The sequence below is a fragment of the Aeromicrobium piscarium genome, from assembly GCF_007421815.1.
GTDB classification, from domain to species: Bacteria; Actinomycetota; Actinomycetes; order Propionibacteriales; family Nocardioidaceae; genus Aeromicrobium; species Aeromicrobium piscarium.
This window is the reverse complement of sequence record NZ_VLNT01000033.1, coordinates 1-16585: the sequence shown is the minus strand read 5'-3', so window position 1 is coordinate 16585 and position 16585 is coordinate 1. Positions and strand designations below refer to the sequence as shown.

At 67.6% G+C, this 16585-nt stretch carries 21 protein-coding genes, 4 tRNA genes and 2 riboswitches; of the genes, 11 read left to right on the top strand and 14 right to left on the bottom strand.

The window, feature by feature from the left end; all coding sequences use genetic code 11:
• The 4 genes from FNM00_RS18920 to FNM00_RS18410 all read right to left on the bottom strand — a co-directional run.
• Window positions 1-289 (bottom strand): DUF222 domain-containing protein (locus tag FNM00_RS18920; protein ID WP_185973252.1); only part of this gene is annotated, 289 nt, incomplete at its 3' end.
• Between the two features lie 70 nt (window positions 290-359).
• Complete coding sequence (locus tag FNM00_RS18915; protein ID WP_185973251.1) at window positions 360-776, bottom strand: hypothetical protein; 417 nt, start codon at window positions 774-776, stop codon at window positions 360-362.
• Window positions 777-787: 11 nt separating this feature from the next.
• Entirely contained in the window at window positions 788-1771 is a 984-nt protein-coding gene (locus tag FNM00_RS18415; protein ID WP_143914994.1) for a ribonucleotide-diphosphate reductase subunit beta, read from the bottom strand.
• Window positions 1772-1868: 97 nt separating this feature from the next.
• On the bottom strand, window positions 1869-4439 hold the full coding sequence (locus FNM00_RS18410) for a ribonucleoside-diphosphate reductase subunit alpha (RefSeq protein ID WP_143914993.1): 2571 nt from the start codon (window positions 4437-4439) through the stop codon (window positions 1869-1871).
• 116 nt (window positions 4440-4555) lie between these two features.
• Window positions 4556-4759, bottom strand: a riboswitch (cobalamin riboswitch).
• Window positions 4760-4995: 236 nt separating this feature from the next.
• Window positions 4996-5146, top strand: a riboswitch (cobalamin riboswitch).
• A 71-nt stretch (window positions 5147-5217) separates the two neighbouring features.
• Between FNM00_RS18410 and FNM00_RS18405 the strand changes: the two genes are divergently transcribed.
• The 5 genes from FNM00_RS18405 (at window position 5218) to FNM00_RS18385 (ending at window position 9506) form a co-directional block, all read left to right on the top strand.
• The gene (locus FNM00_RS18405; protein ID WP_143914992.1) at window positions 5218-6249 is read left to right on the top strand and encodes an ABC transporter substrate-binding protein; all 1032 of its coding nucleotides are present in this window, start codon (window positions 5218-5220) and stop codon (window positions 6247-6249) included.
• Complete coding sequence (locus FNM00_RS18400) at window positions 6246-7265, top strand: FecCD family ABC transporter permease (protein ID WP_143914991.1); 1020 nt, start codon at window positions 6246-6248, stop codon at window positions 7263-7265. Before FNM00_RS18405 ends, FNM00_RS18400 begins: the two co-directional genes overlap by 4 nt.
• Window positions 7266-7438: 173 nt before the next feature.
• A complete protein-coding gene (locus FNM00_RS18395) occupies window positions 7439-7906 on the top strand; it encodes a DUF6194 family protein (RefSeq protein WP_143914990.1) in 468 nt (155 codons plus the stop codon).
• A gap of 12 nt (window positions 7907-7918) precedes the next feature.
• A complete protein-coding gene (locus FNM00_RS18390; protein WP_221933821.1) occupies window positions 7919-9013 on the top strand; it encodes a DNA polymerase III subunit beta family protein in 1095 nt (364 codons plus the stop codon).
• Window positions 9006-9506, top strand: coding sequence for a hypothetical protein (locus tag FNM00_RS18385; RefSeq protein ID WP_185973250.1), 501 nt, complete (start codon window positions 9006-9008; stop codon window positions 9504-9506). The genes FNM00_RS18390 and FNM00_RS18385 overlap by 8 nt, the downstream gene beginning before the upstream one ends.
• Before the next feature lie 4 nt (window positions 9507-9510).
• Here FNM00_RS18385 and FNM00_RS18380 read toward each other — a convergent pair whose 3' ends face one another.
• Both FNM00_RS18380 and FNM00_RS18375 read right to left on the bottom strand, forming a co-directional pair.
• Window positions 9511-9891 (bottom strand): hypothetical protein, encoded by a 381-nt coding sequence (locus FNM00_RS18380; protein ID WP_143914988.1) that lies wholly within the window; start codon window positions 9889-9891, stop codon window positions 9511-9513.
• The gene (locus FNM00_RS18375; RefSeq protein ID WP_143914987.1) at window positions 9888-10409 is read right to left on the bottom strand and encodes a PadR family transcriptional regulator; all 522 of its coding nucleotides are present in this window, start codon (window positions 10407-10409) and stop codon (window positions 9888-9890) included. Before FNM00_RS18375 ends, FNM00_RS18380 begins: the two co-directional genes overlap by 4 nt.
• Before the next feature lie 80 nt (window positions 10410-10489).
• Between FNM00_RS18375 and FNM00_RS18370 the strand changes: the two genes are divergently transcribed.
• Window positions 10490-10951: an NUDIX hydrolase gene (locus tag FNM00_RS18370; protein ID WP_143914986.1), complete on the top strand. Its 462-nt coding sequence runs from the start codon at window positions 10490-10492 to the stop codon at window positions 10949-10951.
• A 9-nt stretch (window positions 10952-10960) separates the two neighbouring features.
• On the opposite strand, the gene FNM00_RS18365 is transcribed toward FNM00_RS18370, so the two are convergent.
• On the bottom strand, window positions 10961-11248 hold the full coding sequence (locus tag FNM00_RS18365) for a hypothetical protein (protein WP_221933820.1): 288 nt from the start codon (window positions 11246-11248) through the stop codon (window positions 10961-10963).
• Window positions 11249-11506: 258 nt separating this feature from the next.
• Between FNM00_RS18365 and FNM00_RS18360 the strand changes: the two genes are divergently transcribed.
• Complete coding sequence (locus FNM00_RS18360) at window positions 11507-12070, top strand: DinB family protein (protein ID WP_143914984.1); 564 nt, start codon at window positions 11507-11509, stop codon at window positions 12068-12070.
• Between the two features lie 29 nt (window positions 12071-12099).
• Here the strand turns inward: FNM00_RS18360 and FNM00_RS18355 are convergent, their stop codons facing one another.
• The 4 genes from FNM00_RS18355 to FNM00_RS18340 all read right to left on the bottom strand — a co-directional run bounded on the left by FNM00_RS18355 (window position 12100) and on the right by FNM00_RS18340 (window position 14028).
• Window positions 12100-12555, bottom strand: a complete 456-nt coding sequence (locus FNM00_RS18355) for a hypothetical protein (RefSeq protein WP_143914983.1) — start codon at window positions 12553-12555, stop codon at window positions 12100-12102.
• Window positions 12556-12680: 125 nt separating this feature from the next.
• Window positions 12681-12752: transfer RNA gene (locus FNM00_RS18350), tRNA-Val, on the bottom strand.
• Between the two features lie 18 nt (window positions 12753-12770).
• Window positions 12771-13154: a hypothetical protein gene (locus tag FNM00_RS18345; protein WP_143914982.1), complete on the bottom strand. Its 384-nt coding sequence runs from the start codon at window positions 13152-13154 to the stop codon at window positions 12771-12773.
• A gap of 40 nt (window positions 13155-13194) precedes the next feature.
• Entirely contained in the window at window positions 13195-14028 is an 834-nt protein-coding gene (locus tag FNM00_RS18340) for an aminotransferase class IV (protein ID WP_143914981.1), read from the bottom strand.
• A gap of 79 nt (window positions 14029-14107) precedes the next feature.
• On the opposite strand from FNM00_RS18340, the gene FNM00_RS18335 reads away from it, so the two are divergent.
• From FNM00_RS18335 to FNM00_RS18325, 3 genes are all read left to right on the top strand, one after another.
• Window positions 14108-14179 (top strand) — tRNA-Gly (locus FNM00_RS18335).
• Between the two features lie 29 nt (window positions 14180-14208).
• Window positions 14209-14279, top strand: a tRNA-Cys gene (locus tag FNM00_RS18330).
• A 21-nt stretch (window positions 14280-14300) separates the two neighbouring features.
• Window positions 14301-14372, top strand: a tRNA-Val gene (locus tag FNM00_RS18325).
• Between the two features lie 103 nt (window positions 14373-14475).
• Here FNM00_RS18325 and FNM00_RS18320 read toward each other — a convergent pair.
• Window positions 14476-14676, bottom strand: a complete 201-nt coding sequence (locus tag FNM00_RS18320) for a helix-turn-helix domain-containing protein (RefSeq protein WP_143914980.1) — start codon at window positions 14674-14676, stop codon at window positions 14476-14478.
• A 199-nt stretch (window positions 14677-14875) separates the two neighbouring features.
• Here FNM00_RS18320 and FNM00_RS18315 point away from each other — a divergent pair, with 199 nt between their 5' ends.
• Window positions 14876-15556 carry a DUF4192 family protein gene (locus FNM00_RS18315; RefSeq protein ID WP_143914979.1) on the top strand — a complete coding sequence of 227 codons (681 nt, stop codon included), beginning with the start codon at window positions 14876-14878 and terminating at the stop codon, window positions 15554-15556.
• Window positions 15557-15645: 89 nt separating this feature from the next.
• Here FNM00_RS18315 and FNM00_RS18310 read toward each other — a convergent pair whose 3' ends face one another.
• The gene (locus FNM00_RS18310) at window positions 15646-16137 is read right to left on the bottom strand and encodes an IS3 family transposase (protein ID WP_185973249.1); all 492 of its coding nucleotides are present in this window, start codon (window positions 16135-16137) and stop codon (window positions 15646-15648) included.
• A complete protein-coding gene (locus FNM00_RS19595) occupies window positions 16074-16493 on the bottom strand; it encodes an IS3 family transposase (protein WP_143914977.1) in 420 nt (139 codons plus the stop codon). The genes FNM00_RS18310 and FNM00_RS19595 overlap by 64 nt, the downstream gene beginning before the upstream one ends.
• Window positions 16494-16585: the final 92 nt, after the last annotated feature.

Below are 16585 nucleotides of genomic sequence, written 5' to 3'. Positions count from 1 at the left end.
CTAGCTCGGCGGCCTCGGGGATCTGCTTCAGCGTCACCCCAGACCGGACCAGCTCACTCGCCCGCCGCGAGCTCACCCGGAGCTGATCGCGTAACCACGCCGTCACCGAGCTATACCCCTCGACCTCATACTCCAGCGTCTCGGACAACTCAGCGGTCAACGCGGCCTGGGCAGCGTCCACCGCATTCCGCACCTCTTCCAGCACCCGCAACGCATCCGTCGAAGGCGCGAACGCATCCAACAACGCTGCGGTCTCCCGCAGCCGCCACGCCAGATCCCCCGAACTCATACACCTATAGTATCGAACAAGCATTCGAACATCAAGAGATGGTGAGCGCCGTGTCGCACGCACTCGGTGCTCACGAGGGCCAGCCACGGGCCCAGGCGACGACACCGCGCACCTGTGGGTCGGGGTCGGTCGCGAGACGGTCCGACAACTCGACCGGGATACCCGGGTGGGCCGCGACCCACCCACGCACCTGGGCCACCTCGTCGCCAGCCAGCAGTTCGAGCGATGACACCGGGGTGGCCGGATTGCGAGCCACACAGCAGCGCACGCTCGGTGCGCCATCGGCGGTCAGCGCCCGCAGGACATCGGCGGGCGCGTGGACCGCGAGTGCCGCGCTCTCGCGGATGCGGTGGTCCGGGTCGAGGGCCATCAGCCGGAGCCGCCGGAGCTTCGCCTCGGTGGTCGGTGGGGAGACGAACCGTGAGAGGGGTCCGTCTCCCCCAGCACGCCGCAGAGCGGCTCGCTGCCCGGGTGTCAGGAAGGACACGCAGCTCATCGTCAGGCCTTCGCGTTGACCTCATAGGAGGTGTTGATCGACTCGAAGAAGTTGACGAGCTGCAGGGTGTCGTTCGCCGTCGCCATCCACTTCGCCGGATTGCCGACGCCGTAGTGCGCCTCGAAGCCCAGCTCCTCGAGCCGTCGGTCGGCCAAGTAGCGCACGTACTGATTGATGTAGTCCGCATTCAACCCGAGGATGCCGTTCGGCAGCAGATCCCGGTTGTAGGCCTCCTCCATCTCCACGGCGTCGAGGACCATCTGCTGGATCTCGGCGGCGAACTCCGGGGTCGCCACATCGGGGTTCTCGTCGAGCACGGTGAGGATCAGGTTGATGCCGAACTTCAGATGCAGGCTCTCGTCGCGCACGATCCAGTCGATGAGGGACCCGAAGTTGCGCAGCAGATTCCGCTGCCGGAAGCTGAGCGCCACCATGAATCCCGAGTAGAACCAGATGCCCTCCAAGATGACGTTGTAGGCCACCAGATTGCGCACGAAGTCCTGCTTGCCCCCGGTGGTGGTGATGTCGAGGGTCTGCTCGGTCATCCGCTTGATGAAGCGGACCTCGAAGGCCTCCTTGGCCGCCATAGACGGCACGGTCACGTGGGACTCGTACGCGGCTTCCCGGTCGATCGGGAAGGTCTCAAGCACATACTCGAAGCTCATGCAGTGGTTGGCCTCCTCCCACATCTGCTTGGCGAGGTAGAGGTGGCACTCGGCGGCGTTGACATAGGGATAGACGCCGAACGCCAGCGCCTTGTTGACCAGCAGCTCGTTCGGGTTGAAGTAGCTCATCAGATGGGTCAGCGCGTGCCGCTCGTCATCGCTCATCCGCTCGAAGTCGCCGAGGTCCTCGCCCAGCTGCACCTCATTGGGGAACCACGTGTTCGCCACGGCCTGGTCGTACAGCTCCATCGCCCACGGATAGGTGACGGGCTTCAGCAGCAGCCCTTCCTCGATCCCCGTTCCCAGGATCCCTCGCGTCATCGTGCCCTCACTTTCGCGTTGAGTGTGACGTTTGGACGCCAAGAAGGCCCGTTCCACCGTCCAAACGTCACACTCAACGCGGGGGCGGGCCGGATGATCACTGGCAGGAGTCGCACTGGAGGCGCTCTTGGGGGTCGATCGGGCACGCGGCGCCGTCGACGACCTCGAGCTCCTGCGCCTCCTCGGGCACGACGGGCTCGGCCTCCGCCACCGGCGCCGACGTCGGAGCGACCGAGCCGAAACCGCGTTTGGCCGGCGCCGCGGGTGCCGTGGCGGCACCGAAGCCTCGGCGCTGCGCGCCGCCCGAGGCCGGGGTGACGGCCTCGGACTTGTTGACCTTGACGGTGCTCTGTTCCGCGGTGTGTCGCGGCATCATGTGCAGGTAGTAGGTCGTCTTGACGCCCTTGCGCCACGCCGCGCTGTACAGATCGACCATGCCGTCCACCTCGCGACTCGCCAGGTAGATATTGCGGCTGATCGCCTGATCGATCCACTTCTGCGCACGCGCCGCCACCTCGACGAAGGCATACGGCGTGAGCTGGAAGCTCGTCTGATAGATCTCGACCAGATCGGCCGGAGCCCCCTCGACCTGCGAGAGATCGCCCTGGTGACGGAGCAGATCGTCGCGCAGCTCGTCCCACAGCCCACGCTCACGCAGGTCCTCCACGAGATTGCGATTGACCTCCAGGAACTTGCCCGCGCTCGTGGCGCGGCTGAAGATCTGGCTGAACTGCGGATCCAGGCCGGGAGTCGTGCCCGCGACCAGACCGATCGAGGCGGTCGGAGCGATCGCCATGAGCGTCGAGTTGCGCATCCCGCCGGCCACCTTGCGGCGCAACGCGTCCCAATCCAACCGGGTGCTGCGGTCGACATCGAGCGGCACCCCACGGTCGGCCTCGAGACGATCCAGGGTGTCCACCGGCACGAGACCCTTGCTCCAGCCCGAACCGGCGAAGTTCGGGTAGGCCCCCCGCTCGGCCGCGAGCTCCGCCGAGGCGTCGATGGCGTGCCAGCTCACGAACTCCAGGAGCCGGTCGATCAGGTCATAGGACTGCTCGCTCGCATAGGACCAGCCGAAGCGCTCGACCACATCGGTGAAGCCCATGACGCCCAGGCCAAGAGCGCGGTTGCGTTCATTCGAGTGCTCCGATTCGGGGACCGAGCTGATCGTGATGTCGACGAGATTGTCGAGCTGCCGCACGGCCCGGCGCACTGACGCGGCCAGCCGGTCCCACTCGACGACGGCATCGCCGCGGCGCCCGACCACATGTCGCGCGAGGTTGATCGAGGCGAGATTGCACACCGCCACGTTGTCGCGATCCTGCGGCAACGTGATCTCGGTGCACAGGTTCGACAGGTGGATCGTCCCGGTGTTGTCGTTGAGGGCCCGGGTGTTGATCGTGTCCTTCCACGTGATCCAGGGATGCGAGGTGGTCTGCAGGCTGATGAGGATCGCGCGCCACTGCTCGCGGGCGTTCAGCTTCTTATGGCGCAGCTCCCCCGCCTCGGCCTTGGCGGCGTAGTCGGCGTATCGGCGGCTGAACTCGCGGCCGGTGAGCTCGACGAGGTCGGGCACCTCGAGCGGGTCGAAGAGGTACCAAGGCTCGTCATTCGCGACGCGCTTCATGAACTCGTCGCTGATCCACACCGCCGTGTTGGCGGTGCGGGTGCGCCGATACGGGTCCCCGGAGTTCTGCCGCAGGTCGAGGAACTGCGCGAAGTCGAGGTGCCAGTTCTCCAGGTAGAAGCAGAGGGCGCCGAACTTCTTGCCACCGCGGCTGACGGCGCGCAGCGTCGAGTCGATCGTGTGCATGAACGGGATCGGCCCGGTGCTGCGAGTGTTGTTGGAACGGATCGGCGATCCCTCCGAGCGCAGCTTGGTCATCGACAGCCCGATGCCGCCGGTGCCCTTGGTGAGCCACATGACATCGCGCACGGTCTTGGCGATGTGCTCGATATCGTCCTCGGTCTGCATGACGAAGCAGTTCGACAGCTGCGCGTACGCGGTGCCGGCGTTGACCAGGGTGGACCCGGCGGCGAGGTACTCCAGGCGCGACATCGAGTCGTAGAACGCCAAGGCGGCCTGCGTGGGCTCGGCCTCGTTGAGTGAGAGCCCCATCGCGACGCGCATCCAGAAGAACTGGGGCGTCTCCAGCGGGGTGCCGTCGGGCTCGGTGATCATGTACCGGTTGCGCATCGTCTGCGCGCCGATGTAGCGCAGTAGATCGTCGCGATCAGGGTCCAGCGCAGAGCCGAGCAGGTCGAGGTCGAAGAGCTCGACGAGGCGGGTGTCGAGGAGCCCGAGCTCGACGCCCCGAGTGATGGAACGGACGAAGGCCGGGCCGCACAGCGCGTACACCTCGTCGCGGGTCACGCCTTCGCCGAAGATCTTCTTGTAGAGGCTCTTGATGAGCAGTCGCGCGGCGATCGTGTCGAAGGCGGGGTCGTCCTTGACGTTCTGCAGGGCCACGCCGATGACGGCCTCGTCGAGCTGTTCGCTCGTGATGCCGTCGAAGAGCGTGATCTCCAGCTCCGAGCGCAGCTGGGTGGCGCGGGTGACGGGATCGGGCAGTCCGGTGGCGGCCTCCTCGATCGACAGAGCGATCTGGTAGCCGTCGTACGGGACACGGGTGCCGTCGCGCTTGATGACGGTCAGTGCAGTGGACATCGGTTCACCCCTCGTGAACGAGTGCTCGCGGCGATCCGCTCACGGAGGGTAGGGACGACGGCCGTGCCGTTTCGAGCCCTGGATCGTCCCTCGCGATCGCGGACCCCCGGCATCATCGGGATGCCGAGGCACTGGCAGGTCTTCGGACTTGTGGGCACTGGTCGTTCCTACTGGGTGTCGCTTCCCAGGCCGTCTGGCCCAGTGCTGATGACACCGGTCGTTCCCACTCACCGCTGCGGGGCAGTCCCGGTTTCTCACCGGATTCCCTCTTACGACGACCCCTCCGAGGAGGAGCCGAACCAGCTGCGTTCGCCACTATATACACAAATCACACGCATGTAACCCCCAAGATGTTGTGGTCTTGGCAGGGCAGGCCAAACACGCCTCCTCCGTTCACCGGGGCGGTGAGTGGCGCACCTCTGGGCTTCGTGGCGGTGCGCTACGCACCCGTCGTGGATGGTGAGACGTGCGTGAGTCACCGCCCCGAGAGACGAGAGGTGCGTATCCCACCGCCCGACGGGTGGCGGGAGCCGGCCGAGCTGCTAGCGTGCGCTACGCCAGTCGTACCCCCCGTGGGGGTCAGGGAACCCGGTGCGAATCCGGGACTGACGCGCAGCGGTGAGGGCGACGGGACGTGCACGACGCCACTGGACGGGTTCTGGGAAGGCGCACGCCCCGGACGACCCCGAGTCCGAAGACCTGCTGGCCCTCACGGCGACCGCCGGGAGGTCTCGCCCGGGCTCCGCGACAGGGCCCCGACCTCGAAAGGTGCTGGCTCATGCCCACCATCTCCTTCCGCCCCCTCATCTCTCTCGCCCTCGCCGGCTCACTCGCCCTGGCGGCCTGCTCCGGCTCGACCGACGACAGCGACGCCACCGCATCGGCCGACGGCTACCCGGTGACCCTCGACAACTGTGGTCGCGAGTTGACGGTCGAGGCGCCACCGGAGCGCGCCGTCTCCCTCAACCAGGGCTCGACCGAGATCCTGCTCTCGCTGGGACTCGCCGATCGCATGGCCGGAACCGCCACCTGGACCGATCCCGTCCGCGAGGGACTGGAAGAGGAGAACGACAAGGTCGAACGCCTCGCCGACAACGCGCCCTCCTATGAGCGCGTGCTGGAAGCGGAACCGGATCTCGTCACCGCCTCCTTCCTCGGCACCCTCGGCGAGGGTGGCGTCACCACTCCCGAGGCACTCGCCGAGCTCGGCGTCCCCTCCTATCTCTCCCCCGCCGAGTGCGGGAAGGATGACGCGACGAGCGAGGACGGCTCACGTGACAGCACCCTGGAGATCGACACGGTTTACCAGGAGGTCACCGAGCTCGCCGAGGTCTTCGGCGTCCAGGACCAGGGTGAGGAACTGGTCGCCGAGCTGCGTTCGCGCATGGAGGCTGCCGCCTCGGGCGCTCCCGAGGACGAGGTGAGCGTCCTGTTCTGGTTCGCCAACAGCGAGTCGCCCTATATGGCCGGCTGCTGCGGGGCCCCCGGCATCATCAGCCGGACCCTCGGCCTGGACAACGTCTTCGACGACAGCCAGGAGGAATGGCCCCAGATCAACTGGGAGACCGTCGCGACCCGTAATCCCGATGTCATCGTCATCGGCGACCTCACCAGGAAGAGCCAGACGGCCGAGACCGCCGAGGCCAAGATCGACTTCTTGAAGAACCACCCGGTCGCGAGTGAGATGACGGCGGTCAAGGAGGACCGCTTCATCTCCTTGACAGGAGCGGCGATGAACCCCTCCATCCGGACCGTCGACGGTGTCGAGCAGGTCGCCGCCGGCCTGCGCGAGCTCGGCCTCTCGCAGTGACCCTCACGCGGCGCGCCTGGCTGTTGGGCGCTGCCGGTATCGCTGCGCTGCTGTGCTCGATCGCGGTCGCGGTGACCATCGGACCGTCGGACATCAGCCCCCGCGAGGTCTTCGACGTCGTGTGGTCGAAGGTGAGCGGAGGACCGTCCGGATTGAGCCGGATCCAGGACGGCATCGTCTGGAACCTGCGTCTTCCCCGCACGCTGCTCGCTGCGGCGTGCGGTGCGGGCCTTGCGGTCTGCGGCGTGATCCTGCAGTCGCTGTTGCGCAATCCGCTCGCCGACCCGTTCATCCTCGGCGTCTCCTCCGGTGCGTCGACCGGTGCGGTACTGGTGGTCGTCCTCGGCATCGGCGCGGGAAGCATCGGCTTGGCCGGCGGGGCGTTCCTCGGCGCGCTCGCCGCTTTCGCGCTCGTGCTGATCCTCGCGACCGCGGCGGGTGGCACCACTGATCGCGTCGTGCTGTCCGGCGTCGCGGCCACGCAGTTGTTCTCGGCCTTGACGTCGTTCATCGTCTTCACCGCCGCAGATGCCGAGCAGACTCGCGGCGTCCTGTTCTGGCTGTTGGGATCGTTGTCGAGCGCATCCTGGCGCGATGTCACGGTGGTGACGCTGGTGGTCGTGATCGGGCTGGTGGTGTGTGTGGCCTGCGCGGCCTCGCTCGACGCCTTCGCCTTCGGCGAGAAGGCCGCGGCCTCGCTGGGCGTCAATGTCGGAGCGATCCGCCTCGTGCTGTTGCTGCTGACGGCGTTGATGACCGCTGTGATCGTGAGCACGTCCGGCGCCATCGGCTTCGTCGGCCTGGTGCTACCGCACATCGCACGGGGTCTGGTCGGCGCGAGCCATCGCCGGCTGGTGCCGATCGCGGCGGTCACCGGCGCGATCTTCCTGGTCTGGGTCGACACGGCCGCACGGACCATGCTGGATCCCCAGGAGCTTCCCGTGGGTGTCGCGACCGCGCTCATCGGGGTGCCGGTCTTCGCGATCATCCTGCTGCGCCGCCGGGCGACCCGCTGAACGGAGCGTCCGTGGCCGAGCCAGGACAGCTCACACGGTCGCCGCGAACCCCGGGTGGGCGGTGGGATAGGCACCTCTCGACGCTCCGGACACGTGCCTATCCCACCGCTCCCACACTCGAGAGGTGCGCAACTCACCGCTCCATGCGCTAACAGGAATGAGACCGTAGGGCCATGACGATCGACGACATCATCGCCCACGTGACCGCGCACGAGAATGTCGTGACGATGCGACCACAGGAGGGCGACGGCACGCCCGAGCTCGCCTGGGGCGACGTGTTCTTCTTCTACTCCCCCACCCGGAGCATCCCGCCGACCCAGCCGTTCGCCACCATCGTCACCAAGGACTATCCCGACGACACCGGGTCACGACTCGATCCTCCCGGACGGTTTCGGCTCAACATCGCCGCAGGGCGCGAGGCCTTCGAGCGGCACGTCGGGGCCGCCCCACGCGAGCACACGCCCGAGCCGACACCCCACCTGGACGACCGGATCTTCGCTCATCCGGTCTACGGCGCTCACGGGTGGCTGGCGGTCGTCGAGCCGGGCGAGGCCACCGACGCCGCCGCGCGCGAGCTGCTGGACACCGCCTACGAGGCAGCGCGCCGTCGTCGTGAGCGGCGCACCGAGCGTGACACTTGACCTTCACGCCGGATGAAGGCTCACGATGACGAGGTGCCCCCTTCTGAGCTCATGTCGATCAGCGCCTTCGCCCGACGATGCGGTCTGACCGCGAGCGCCCTGCGCTTCTACGACGACTACGGACTGCTGTCGCCCGCCGATGTCGATGCCACCACGGGATACCGTCGCTACAGCAGCGCGCAGGCGGATCGCGCGGTGGCGATCCGCCGGCTCCGCGAGGTCGGGCTTCCACTCCCCGACGTCGTCAAGGCCCTCGCCGCCGATGCCGCCGAGAGCTCCCGGCTCCTGGACGAGCATCTGTCGGCGGCGAACGACGATCTGCGGCGCAGACGGCGCGCGGCCACGGACTTCACCACTGAGCTGTACGACGATGTGCCGTGCCCGTTGGGGTCGTTCCGGGGTCCGGTACTGGCCGCGGCGATCGAGCAGGTGCTCACCGCGACGATCCACCATCTCGCCGCTCCAGCGCTCGCGGGCGTCCGCCTGGAGAGGTCCGCGGACGCGTTGATTCTCATCGCGACCGACCGCTACCGCCTCGCCAGTCGTTCACTGGCCGCGGGAGACGTGGAGGGGGTGCCGTGGTCGGGCACCGTCGACGGGGACCAGCTGCGCGAGGCGATGTCCGAGTTGCGCCGCGCGTCCCGCGTGGAGGTCGAGAGCACCGCACGCGACGTGCGATGGCGACACGATGGAGGTCCGACGCGCCGCTGCCGGATCCTCGACGGGGACTTTCCCGACTACCGGCTGATGCTCGAGGCCCTGCCAGCCCCTTGTACGCGCGTGACGGTGTCGCGGCACGAGCTCTGGCGACTCCTCGAGCATCACGCCGGGGACCGGCTCGTCCTGGACATCGGCTCCACCGGCATCGAGCTGTCGACACCCGAGGGCCGGGTGCTCCTGCCCGGGCGGATGACGGGAGACCCCCTGCGGATCGCGTTCGCGCTGACGACGCTGCATCCGGCGATCATCGCCGGCATCGGTCCCGACGTGATGATCGAGGCACGCGGCCCGGATCGACCCGTCACGATCCGCTCGGCCGATGACGGGGATCTCACCACAGTGGCCATGCCCGTCGTCCTCGATGAACAGGAACTCGATCATGCCTGACCCCGCCGCCTCACCGACGAACCCGATGGAGGCCATCACCGAGGCCGTGGCGCTCGGGCGGAGCGGCGAGGTGGACACAGCACGCGACCTGCTGCTGAAGCTGTGGCGCGAGATCGGCGTCCTCGGTGATCCGCTGCACCGCTGCGCCCTCGCTCACCACCTCGCCGACCTGTACGACGACCCCGCCGAGTCACTTGTCTGGGATCTCCGTGCGCTCGACGCCGCCGATGCGGTGACCGACGAGCGCCTCCAGGCCGAACACGCCGGCCTCGTCGTGGCGGGCCTCTATCCGTCGCTCCATCTCAACCTCGCCGACGACTACCGCCGGTTCGGCTCCTTCGACGCCGCACGCCGGCGTCTCACGGCCGCCGGGGACCATGCCCCTCATCTCGACGATGACCCGTACGGACGGATGATCCGCGCTGCGATCGTCAGCGTGGCCGAAGCGGTCGGCTGCGGCGACACCAGCCCGCGGCAGCCTCCTGGCGGGTGACTGTTCACACGTCGAGGCCGAGGATGATGGCGGACGCGGCCAACAGCGCGCTGGCCGGGGCCATCGTCCAGCGTTCGGCCGGGCTGCGTGAGATCGCGTTGAGCGGCACGCTCAGGACGAAGAAGACGACCACCACCCATGTGAGGATCACCACGGCAGCGCTCTCCCCACCGGGAAGCGCGCGTCCGCGGCTGAGGAGCACGACCGCGATCGCGACGTAGACGAGGACCGATGCGGCACTGGCGAGACGGAGCCGACGCGGCAGGATGCGATACTCGCCGCTCCACAGGAAGCGGCCGACGGGCCGGCCCGCCGCGGCGAGGACCTGAAGGAGGGCGAGCGCGGCGAGCATCACGAGAGCGACGCCGGTGGCTGCGATCGTCATGACGTCTCCAGCTCGTCGAGCCATCGCGCCGTGAGCGCCTGCGCGCGGATGCCGTGGTCCAAGGTCGCACGCCGGTATCGGTACACCTCGCGGACGTCGTCGGGAATCTCGGTCTCGTCGAGTTCCGCCGCGAGCGAGACGAGACGGTCGGCATCGGCCGCGATCCGCTCGCGCAGCATCCGCAGGCAGTCGCCGCGGTCCGCCGCTGGAAGGCTTCCGAGGAGGTAGACCTTCGCCAGCATCGTCGGCTCGGGATCCGATCCGGTGATCGGCGACAGCATCCACTCACGCCAGGCGCGCCGCCCGGAGTCCTCGATGACATAGAGCTTCTTGCGGCGACGGGAGTCGTCCGCGTCGACCCGCGTCACCCAGCCCTTCGATTCCACTTGCCCCAGGGCCCGCTGGATGCTCCCGAAACTGGCGGCATAGAACAGCGAGATGCCCGCGGCGAACCGCTTGCGCACGTCGTAGAGCGAGAGCGGTCCGTCCAGCAGGAGACCGAGGATCAGGAACTGCATGCGGCCACCATATACCTAAGAGGTATATAGTGGCCGCAGTCTCAGCGGGCGGCCTCGACGCACCGGCCTACGCTCGGCCTATGGCAACCCCCGATTTCGTCCTCGACCTGCGCGCGAAGATCGGCACGGACCCGCTATGGCTGTGCGGGGTGACGGCCGTCGTGGTCAAAGGCGAGCAGGTGCTCATGGTCAAACGCGCCGACAACGGCGCATGGACGCCGGTCACCGGCATCGTCGACCCGGGCGAACACCCGGCCACGGCCGCCATTCGCGAGACCCTCGAAGAGGCGGGCATCGTCGCGCAGGTCTCTCGATTGGCCCGCGTGGGCGTCACCGGCATGGTCACCTACGACAACGGCGATCAGACCCAGTACGTCGACCTCACCTGGCGACTGGAGTGGCGGTCGGGCCATCCGCATCCGGCCGACGGCGAGAACACCGAGGCCCGTTGGTTCGACGCCCGGAGCCTCCCCTCCCTCAGCGACGACATGGCCCGCCGCGTCGGCGCCGCCCTCCTCCCCCACGGCGAGGCCGAGTTCTGATCGACCGCCTCAGGGGTCGTCGGGTGCGCCTCCCTCACGACGCAGGCGCGCCGCCTCGCGGAACTGGTCGCGCGCCTGGAAGGCCGCCGAGATCCCCATCACGAGGTAGAGCGACCACGACCACCACCTCGAGGTGTCGAGGACCAGGGCGATCACGGCGGCTGCGCTGCAGAAGATGACGAAGACGAGGTTGAAACGCGCCAGCCGTTCGTGCCGCCGCGGCTCGCGCCACTTCGCCGCGAGCGCCTCATAGTCAGGCTGCTCGGCGCGTTCCGGATGCCGTATCGGCACGATCACCTCGACCCATCAGCACGTACCCGGCGGCGAGCACCAGCAGGCACAGAGCAGCGACCAGATTCCACCACGGCAGCGCCTCGAGGGCGGCGAACGAGACGACCGCACCAGGTGACCGCGCCCACCAGCACCATCCACGACGTCACGCGTGAGACCTTCCCGGGCGCGAACAACGACGTCATGCCTCACTCTGACACGAAGCGGACGCTCTCGCCCGCCTCGTCAGCTGGCACCCTCCGGCGCAGGTGGGACGCTGGGACCATGAGCGAATACACCTGGAACGAACTGCTCCGCGACCAGATCGACTGGCACTGGACGCAACAGCTCCGCGAGCGACTCGAAGGACTGTCCGACGACGAGTACCTCTGGGAGCCGGTGCCGGACTGTTGGAATATCCGCCCCCGCGGCACCGGCACGGCACCCGTGCAGGCGGGATCCGGCGATATGACCATCGACTTCGCCTTCCCGGCACCCGAGCCCGCGCCGTTCACGACGATCGCGTGGCGCCTCGGTCACGTGATCGTCGGCGTCCTCGCGATGCGGAACGCCTCGCACTTCGGCGGCCCAGCCGTGGACTACGACTCCTTCGAGTACGCCACCACAGCGCAGCAGGCCCTCGACCAGCTGGATCGCGAGTACGCGGCCTGGCTTGCCGGTGTGGAGTCACTCGGCGAGGACCGGCTCTCCGACCCGTGCGGCGATGCCGAGGGGCCCTACGCCGAGGACCCGCTCGCCCGGCTGGTGCTCCACATCAACCGCGAGCTGATCCACCACCTCTCGGAGGTGTGCCTGCTGCGCGACCTGTACGTCCACACCCGAACCTGAGCACCGCCTCGGCCGCGCTCCGAGCGCGATCAGAGACCGTAGATCGCGAGGATATTGCCGTCGAGCTCGATCTGCGGATCCTGCTCGGGGTCCTCCCACGGCACCTCGGTCTTCTTCGCCAGGTAGTGATTCGACACCGGGGTGACCGGAGCGGAGACGCTCCCGCCGAGCACACCCTGCACGGTCTCGACGTATTTCTTGAGGGACTTCTCGTTCGCCTTGCCGTCCAGCAACGCCTTCTGGGTGCGCGGATCCGTGCCCACGACGATGTTCAGCTGAGCGCCGCCGCCCTGCTCCTCGACCCAGATCTGCTGGAACTTGGCATTCGACATCTTCGCTTTCTCACGGAGGACCAGCTTGCGGCCCTCGTTGTGCACCGCCAGGATGCGGACGTTCTTCGCATTCTGGGCCACACCGAGCACGGCCTCGAATACGGCATCGGGCGACTGCTTGAGGGTGACTGATTCCTGGCGGGGTGAACGCATGGCTTCTTCTCCGAGTCCGTCGGCAATGAGATACCTCAGTATCACTATCACCTCGGCGCCGCTCGCGCTTCTCCAACCGAACGGGGAACGGCCCCCGACGTGTGTCGAGGGCCGTTCGCTGACGGTGGGCGATACTGGGTTCGAACCAGTGACCTCTTCGGTGTGAACGAAGCGCGCTACCACTGCGCCAATCGCCCATCAGTGCGTTGGCCACTCTAGCGCACCCTCCCCCGAGGACTGTCAACCGGCCTCCACCCGCACCGCCACGACTCGTGCCGCAGTCGCTCTCCCACGGGAGCCTCCAGGCTGATCCGCTGCCCGTGGCACTCCGGCGCGCCGAAGTCGACCACCTGCACGGTGACCCGCTCGGGACTCGCCTCGACGATCTGCACGGCCAGATCGCCCTCATCGGCCAGTCGCCAGCGGTCCGCCAGATAGGCCAGCCCCGCGGCTACCAAGGATGCCTCGGCGTCGCAGCGGTGCTCGAAGCGGCCGAGCTCGTGCCCGAAGACCGTCTCGATCGCCCAGCCTCCCTCGGCGGGACGGACGAATCCGACCAGCTCTCCGTCCTCGCGATGGACCTCGTGTCGTGTGCTCATGTCGAGGACGCTACGACCTGACGTCGCGTCAGGTGCAAGCTCACGGGTCGTCGTGCTGAGCCTGCTCGCGCGCCCATATCTCCTGCGCCATGCGCGTGAGCGGGCCGGGCGCCGGCAGCTCACGGTCGTCGACCCGTTCGATCGCCTGCACATTGCGCGTCGTGCCGAGCAGGATCACCTCATCGGCCTCGCGCAGCACCTCAAGTGGCGCATCGCGCTCGACCACATCGAGCTCGGCGCCGATCCACTCGATCGCCAGCGCCCGGGTCACCCCGGCGAGACACCCGGAGTCGAGGGTGGGCGTCACCAACTGCCCGCCGATCGCGTACATCACATTCGAGCCGGTGCCCTCGCACAACTCGCCGCGCGTATTGGCCATCACCGCCTCGGACCCTCCGCGCGCTCGCGCGTACTCGACCATGAGCGCGTTCTCCGCGTAGCTCGTGGTCTTCAAGCCGGCAAGCGCACTCCGCTCGTTGCGCACCCACGGGACGGTCGCGATCGCGGTCACCGGCCCGGGGCGCTCAGCCGGTTCGCTGACGACGATCACCGTCTGCGGGCCTCCACCACGCGGGGACCCCAGCGGGCCCTCCCCCGATGTCACGGTGATCCGGATCCGGCCGAAGGGAAGCTCCTGGCCGTCGCAGGTGGCCGCGACGCCCTCGCGCGCGAGGCCGAGATCGGGGCCGCCGATCCCCAGCCCCTCAGCCGAGCGCGCCAGACGCTCCAGATGACGGGTGAGCGCGAAGGGCCGACCGTCGATCACCGCCACCGTCTCGAACACCCCGTCACCGACGACGATGCCGTGGTCCAGTACATTCACCGCGGGATCACGGGGAGAATCAAGCACCCGTCCATTCAGCCAAGCCTTCATGCCCCGACCCTACGCCGACCCCACGTTGGGGGCTTGGGAGTGCTCGTGTAATGTTCTCAACGCCTGCTGATGAGGCAGCGCGGATGTGGCTCAGTGGTAGAGCATCACCTTGCCAAGGTGAGGGTCGCGGGTTCGAATCCCGTCATCCGCTCGGAGCGGGTCTCGCCGGACCCATCCAGTGGTGGGTTGGCCGAGAGGCGAGGCAACGGACTGCAAATCCGTTTACACGGGTTCAAATCCCGTACCCACCTCGCAGGACAACTCAATAGCACGGGCGATTGGCGCAGCGGTAGCGCGCTTCCCTGACACGGAAGAGGTCACTGGTTCAAACCCAGTATCGCCCACACACGAAAACCCCTGAAATCCCAGTGATTTCAGGGGTTTTTATTTTGGTTCCGTAGTCCTTGTGTAGTCCTTGGCATGTCTCGAATTGGCCGATTCTGACCGTCACCAGTCGATTGCGGGGATGCGTCGGAGGGCGCCTTCGAGGTCTTCCAGACGGATCCTGATCGGGCGCCGGCCGCAGTGATAGGCGGGGATCGTTCCGTCACTGATCCGCCTGCGAACGGTCTTCGTGGAGACCGAGAGAATCTCCGCAGCTTCCTCCAAGCTCACGTACACCGGCAGCTTCTTCTTCGTCGTGGCCATCGTCGAACTCCTTCATGTCGTGGATCGCGCGATCTCGCGTCAGCCGGGTGCGTGTCCTTGGTCACTTGCTGACCTGACTTGGCAGCGCGAGTTCTCGCTTGTGAGGTGCTCCCCCGGGCACGCTGCTCTTCGGCGCCGACCACGCGAACACACCTGTTCGACACGAGACGCCCGTCTCGGGTTGAGCAGGAGGCCAGCCATGAAGATCTCGGTGCGCTCGCACGACGAGCTGTTGGCGGCGGTGCCGCATATGTTCGGGTTCACGCCGCACGAATCGCTCGTGCTGTATCCGTTCGCGCCGGGGCTGCCTCGGGTGCGCGTCGACCTGCCGACGTCGCAGACGGCTCGTGACGCCGTGTGGGAGTCCCTGGAAGTCCCCTTCGGACGACACGCGCGGCCGGGTGCCGCGGTCGCGATCATCTGCCTGACCACCCACCGGTCCAACGCCGAGCGCGCGAGTGAAGACCTGCGCAGCCGGCTGGAGTCCATCGACGTGACGACCCCGTTGCGGCTGTGGGCCGACGACAACCAGTGGTGCGACCTCGACAGCCGCGAGTCCGGCCAGCGCACCCAAGCAGCGCGCACCCGGATCGACGCACAGATGGTCGCCGCTGGACACGCGCTACCCATCGCCAGCCGCAGCGCCATGGCTGCCTCACTCGTCGGTGACCGAGACCCGATCGCGCGACTCATGCCCGCGGCACGGACGGCCTCCGCGGCGAGCAATCCTCCGGCCGAGCACGCATGGACGATGGAGCGCTTGCACCGGTTTCATGCCGACGGCAACGCGCTCAATGACCGCGACGCGGCCCGCATGCTGCTGGCCGTGAACCGCCCCAGGTTCGCTGCCGCTCCTATACGGGTTGCGGCTCTCGGTTGAGGGCCGCGTAGTGGGCTTGCTCGAACTCTGTTGGTGTCATCATGCCAAGTGACCTGTCCCGAGTTTTCCGGACGGTTCTCTTGTGGTGATCATGCCGCCTGGTCGGCGGTGGTGTGAAGGGTTTCGAAGTCGATCGGGCTGAGATAGTCCAGGCTCGAGTGGCGCCGGGTCGGGTTGTAGAACGCTTCGATCCACTCGAAGATCCCGTTGGCCAGCTCGGCCCTGGTCGACCAGGTTGTGCGGTCCAGCAGCTCGATCTGCATCGAGCCGAAGAACGACTCCATGAGGGAGTTGTCGTAGGCGCAAGCGACCTTGCCCATCGATCCCATCAGCCCGGCCTCGCGGAGGCGGTTGCCGAACAGCCAGGACGTGAACTGGGTTCCGCGATCGGAGTGCACCACCGTCCCCGGTGGTGGTTTGCGACGCCACCTGGCCATGTCGATGGCGTCGATGACCAGCTCGGTGCGCAGGTGGTCAGCGATCGACCACCCCACGCAGCGGCGGGAGTAGACGTCGATCACCGCAGCGCAGTAGACCCACCCTTCACCGGTCCTGTGCCGGGTGGGGGTACCTCCCTGCACGAAGTGCTTGGGGGAATGTCGGTGACCCACAACTTGTCGGGCGCATCGGCGACGAACTCCCGTTTGACGTGGTCCTCGAAAACTGCCGGCGCCCTGCCGCCTGCGTGGCGCCATCTGCGGCGGTGAACGCCCTGCAGGCCGCCCAGGACCATGAGCCGTTCGACTCGGCCGCGACTGCACCGGGTCCGGCGACCCAGGCGCAGTTCGGCATGGACCCGTCGGACCCCGTAGGTCTGCCGCGACGCGGCATGGATGTCGCGGATCGTGTTCAACAGGTGTGCGTCGGCGATGTCACGCGCCGATGGCGGCCGGCTACGCCACGAGCCTGTCAAGATTTCTGTGTAAGGGCCGGTCATGTGAGGTGGGGGTTGATCCGGTCGGGGTAGGTCAGTGCGAGTTGCTCGAGGGCCTGTTTCCAGTTGGTCACGACTTGGCCCTCGACGAGTCG